4 protein-coding genes are annotated in these 4,378 nt (G+C 63.9%); all 4 read right to left on the bottom strand.

Annotated elements, in window-relative coordinates; all coding sequences use genetic code 11:
- Positions 1 to 595: 595 nt before the first annotated feature.
- The 4 genes from Q0S16_RS05765 to dctP all read right to left on the bottom strand — a co-directional run bounded on the left by Q0S16_RS05765 (position 596) and on the right by dctP (position 3,946).
- Complete coding sequence (locus tag Q0S16_RS05765; RefSeq protein WP_295846005.1) at positions 596 to 799, bottom strand: integrase; 204 nt, start codon at positions 797 to 799, stop codon at positions 596 to 598.
- Between the two features lie 218 nt (positions 800 to 1,017).
- Positions 1,018 to 2,376, bottom strand: a complete 1,359-nt coding sequence (locus tag Q0S16_RS05760; protein ID WP_295846004.1) for a TRAP transporter large permease — start codon at positions 2,374 to 2,376, stop codon at positions 1,018 to 1,020.
- On the bottom strand, positions 2,373 to 2,924 hold the full coding sequence (locus tag Q0S16_RS05755) for a TRAP transporter small permease (RefSeq protein WP_295846002.1): 552 nt from the start codon (positions 2,922 to 2,924) through the stop codon (positions 2,373 to 2,375). The genes Q0S16_RS05760 and Q0S16_RS05755 overlap by 4 nt, the downstream gene beginning before the upstream one ends.
- A complete protein-coding gene (dctP, locus tag Q0S16_RS05750) occupies positions 2,924 to 3,946 on the bottom strand; it encodes a TRAP transporter substrate-binding protein DctP (protein WP_295846000.1) in 1,023 nt (340 codons plus the stop codon). The genes Q0S16_RS05755 and dctP overlap by 1 nt, the downstream gene beginning before the upstream one ends.
- Positions 3,947 to 4,378: the final 432 nt, after the last annotated feature.

The raw sequence follows: 4,378 nt of genomic DNA, 5'->3' as shown, positions 1-4,378 counted from the left end.
CCAGTCTTTCTTGCTTGTGGCTTTCTGGATTGCCGCGTCGCTTCGCTAAGGGGAAAGCCAATTGGCTTTCCCTGACCTAGAGCATGATGACCTAAAGATGAATCGGTGTCCCATCCCCCGTGATTGCGAGTTTGGGACCGGCCTTTTGGCTGATCCTGAGATATAAAAGATAGGACTTTTGTCCCGGACGCGGTGCGGCATTCTCAGGCGATGCCCTTGCATCGCCGCCATGCCGCTCCGCGGAGCCGGGACCGTATCAGGCAACGACGTTTTTGGCGGTCCCGGCTCCGCGGCGCATGACGCCTCCTGCGGAGGCGCATTGCGCTGCGTCCGGGACAAGTGCCCTTTCTTCCGAGGTCAGGGAAAGCCGATTGGCTTTCCCTGACCTAGAGCATGATGACCTAAAGATGAATCGGTGTCCCATCCCCCGTCATTGCGAGGAGCGAAGCGACGCGGCAATCCAGAGCCACAAGCTCCGCAAGAACTGGATTGCTTCGTCGCAAGGGCTCCTCGCAATGACGGGGGTAAGTGATTTGAACTAACATAAAGTCATCATGCTCTAGCAATGACGGCTGAGGGGGCGTCGCCGCGGCTTTTAATGCAGGAACGGCTTGAACAGGATGCCCAGGCTCAGCGCCCAGGTGATTCCGTTCATCCATTTGAGCAGGCTGAGGTTGTTCTCGATCTTGTTGAAGCGGCCTTCATAGGTGGCCATCGCTTCGGCCGCCTTGCGCGCCTTTTCCTCCGGTGCGCCGGAGCCGATGAAGGCGTCGTAGACTTCTGAAATCATGGTCGCCATGATCTGCTCCTGGCAGCGAGATGGGGGCCGCCCGGGATTTCGTCCAGAGGACGCCTGCGCCTTGTCGCACCGAACCTGGTTCCCCGGATGCTGCGCAGCGCGCCGCCCTTGCGACGTGGTGCGCTGCTGATCCGGGGCTCCGGTGGCCTATGACAACCGGGATCCCGGCTCCGCGCAGCCGCGTGAGAAACGCTGCAGCGCGTCCGGGACACGAGCTTTCACCTTCCCCCGTCCGGTCCCATCACCAGATCCGGCAGGAAGGTCGAGATTCCCGGCACGAAGCACAATAACACCACGGCGAACATCATCAGCAGCACGAAGGGCAGCGTGCCCCAGATCACGTCGCTGAGCGGGATGTCAGGCGCGACGTTGCGGATGACGAAGATGTTGAGCCCGACCGGCGGATGGATCAGGCCCATCTCCATCACGATGGTCATCACGATGCCGAACCAGATGATATCGAAGCCGGCGGCGCGCAAAGGCGGCAGCACGATCGGCGCGGTCATCAGGATGATCGACACCGGCGGCAGAAAGAAGCCCAGCATCACCACCATCACCAGGATCGCCGCCAGCAATTCCCAGCGCGGCAACGCCATCGCCACGATCGATTCCGCCACCGACTGCGAGATGTGCAGATAGCTCATGACGTAGGAATACAATAGCGACATGCCGATGATCATCATCAGCATGGTGGATTCGCGGATGGTGGATTTCAGGATCGGCGCCAGATCGCGCGGCCGCCACACGCCGTAGATCGCCGCGATCAGCGCCAGTGCCAAAAGGCCGCCGAGGCCAGCGGTTTCCGACGGCGTCGAATAGCCGCCATACAGCGCGATCATCACGCCGGTTAGCAGGATGATGAAGGGCAGCACCCGCGGCAGCGCGCTGAAGCGCTCCTTCATGGTGAAGTCATCCTGTTTCAGGATCGGCGAGGTGACGCCGGTCTGCTCGTAAGCGACTTTGGCCGTGGCGTATTCCTTGCGGAAACGAAACACCGCATAGACGCCGAACAGGGTCACCAGCAGCAGGCCGGGGCCGATGCCGGCGAGGAACAGCCGGCCGAGCGATTTCTCCGCGGCGACCGCGAACAGGATCATGGTGATCGACGGCGGCAGCAGGATGCCGAGCGTACCGCCGGCGGCGATGATTCCGGCGGCGAAGCCGCCGGAATAGCCGCGCTTGCGCATCTCCGGAATGCCGGCCGAGCCGATCGCCGAACAGGTCGCGGGCGACGAGCCGGCCATCGCCGCGAACAGCGCGCAGGCGAACACGTTGGCGACGCCGAGCCCGCCCGGAATCCGGTGCAGCCAGGCATGCAGCGCGGTGTACAGATCCTGTCCGGCGCGCGACTTGCCGATCGCCGCGCCCTTCAGGATGAACAGCGGGATCGAGAGCAGCGTGATCGAGGCCATTTCCTCGTAGACATTCTGCGTCACGGTATCGAGCGAGGCCGACGGCATGTAGATCGCCATGAACACCACGGCGACCGAGCCGAGCGCGAAGGCGATCGGCATTCCCGAGAACATCGCGACCAGGGTGGCCAGGCCGTAACTGATACCAATTCCAACGACGGTCACGATCGGGCCTTGCGGGTCAGCGGGATCACAACCTGCAGCAGGATCTGCGCACAGAGCAGCGTCATGCCGGATGCCATCAGCGCGTAGGGAATCGCCAGCGGCGGCGACCACATCGAGTTGGAGACCTGGCCATCGACCCACGCTTCGTGGGTCAGCGTCCAGGATTTCCAGGCAAAGAACGCGCAGAACGCCAGGCTGGCGACATCGACCAGCCACAGCCGGACCGCGTTCACCATCGGCGACAGCAGGCCGACAAAGGCCTCGATGCCGATATGGCCGCGCTGGCTCTGCACATAGGCGCCGGTCATGAAGGTGGCCCCGACCAGCAGGAACACCGCCGCCTCATCCTGCCAGTAGGTGGCGCTGTGGAAGATGCTCCGCGTTGCCACGCTGTAGCTGAGGATGGCGCAGGCGGCGATCAGCGCGATCGCCGACAGGAACACGATGGCGCTGTTGCACAGGGCCAGCGCGCGCCGCAGCGTGGCGACCAGCGGATGGTCCGTGGCGCCGTCGGGCGCCGCGGTCGGGTCCAGGGCCGGAGCATGCATCACGCGGCCACGTCGATCGCGAGCTTCAGCAGATTGGCCGCCAGCGGCGTCTTGGCGCTGTAGTCCTTCCAGGCGGTGTCGCGGGCGATGTCGCGCCACTTGCCGACGATCGCCGCATCCAGCACGCTGACCTTGGCGCCGGCCTTCTCATAGACCTTGGCGACCTCGATATCGTCTTCCTGCGCGCCGATCATGCCGAACGCCTCCATCTCGGCGCCGACCGAGACCAGAATGTCCCGCTGCGCCTTCGGCAACTTGTCGAAGATCGCCTTCGACATCATCAACGGCTCCAGCATGAACCAGTACGACGCGCCGGCGCCCGAGGTCAGGTGTTTGGCGACCTCTTCGAGCCGGAACGAGATCAGGCTGGTGGAGGAGGTGATGCCGGCGTCGCAGGCGCCGGTCTGCATCGCCGCGTAGATCTCATTGGACGGCACCGACAGCACCGCGGCGCCCGCGGTCTGCAGTACCATGTCCATCTCGCGCGAGCCGCCGCGCACTTTCAGACCCTTGGCGTCCTCCGGCGCCAGCAGCGGACGGGTGCGGCTGGCGACGCCGCCGGCCTGCCAGATCCAGCTCAGCAACACGATGCCCTTGTCGGCCAGAAAGTCTGTCAGCGCCTTGCCGACCGGCTGGGTCTTCCAGCGCAGGCCCTGGTCATAGGTCGACACCAGGCCGGGCATCAGGCCGATATTGGTTTCCGGCAATTCGCCGCCGGCATAGGGCATCGGATACAGGCTGATATCGAGCGCGCCTTTGCGCATCGCGGAGAACTGCGCGTTGGTCTTGATCAGCGACGAGTTCGGATAGATGTCGGCGACCAGATCGCCGCCGCTGCGCTTGGCAATCTCGGCGGCGAATTTGCGCACCAGCCGGTCGCGGAAATCGCCCTTGTCGATGGTGCCACCGGGAAACTGGTGCGAGATCTTCAGCGTGTTCGCGGCGTGCGCGGTGCCGGTGCCGAGGCGCAGGAGGGCGGGGGCGGCGAGGGCCGAGGCGAGGATGTGGCGACGCGTGATCATGAGGGCCTCCCGGATGCGTTCTTTTATTTGGTAGCGGAAACCAGCGGCGCGGCCGCCGTCTCCGATCCGACGTTAGTAGCCTGAATGTTCGCGGACCGCGAGATCAACCGTGTCGATGCTGCGGTGCACGTCGTCTAATTCAAAAGTGGTATTATCGCACTTTTCGCGGCGGCGCGATTAGCCATTCGATTGACCCGGCCGCGCGGTCGGCGCGAAAAAAGAACGGTCGCGGTTTCGCGGCGCGTAACAAAGCCATCGTCGCGCGCGTCTGGATAACAGCGACACAGGTCGCCTGTCAGAAACGGTTCAAAGGACGAATGATCATGACCATCCCCCGCAAGATCGCGCTTGGCGTGTCCGCCGCGGCACTCGCGCTCAGCCTCGCGCTCGCTCCGGCCGCCTTCGCTCAGGACAAGATGACCAAGGACGACG

Source organism: Tardiphaga sp. (genome assembly GCF_025356345.1).
Classification (GTDB): Bacteria; Pseudomonadota; Alphaproteobacteria; order Rhizobiales; family Xanthobacteraceae; genus Tardiphaga.
The sequence above is the reverse complement of the archived record's forward strand: the minus strand, read 5'-3'. Positions and strand labels throughout refer to the sequence as shown.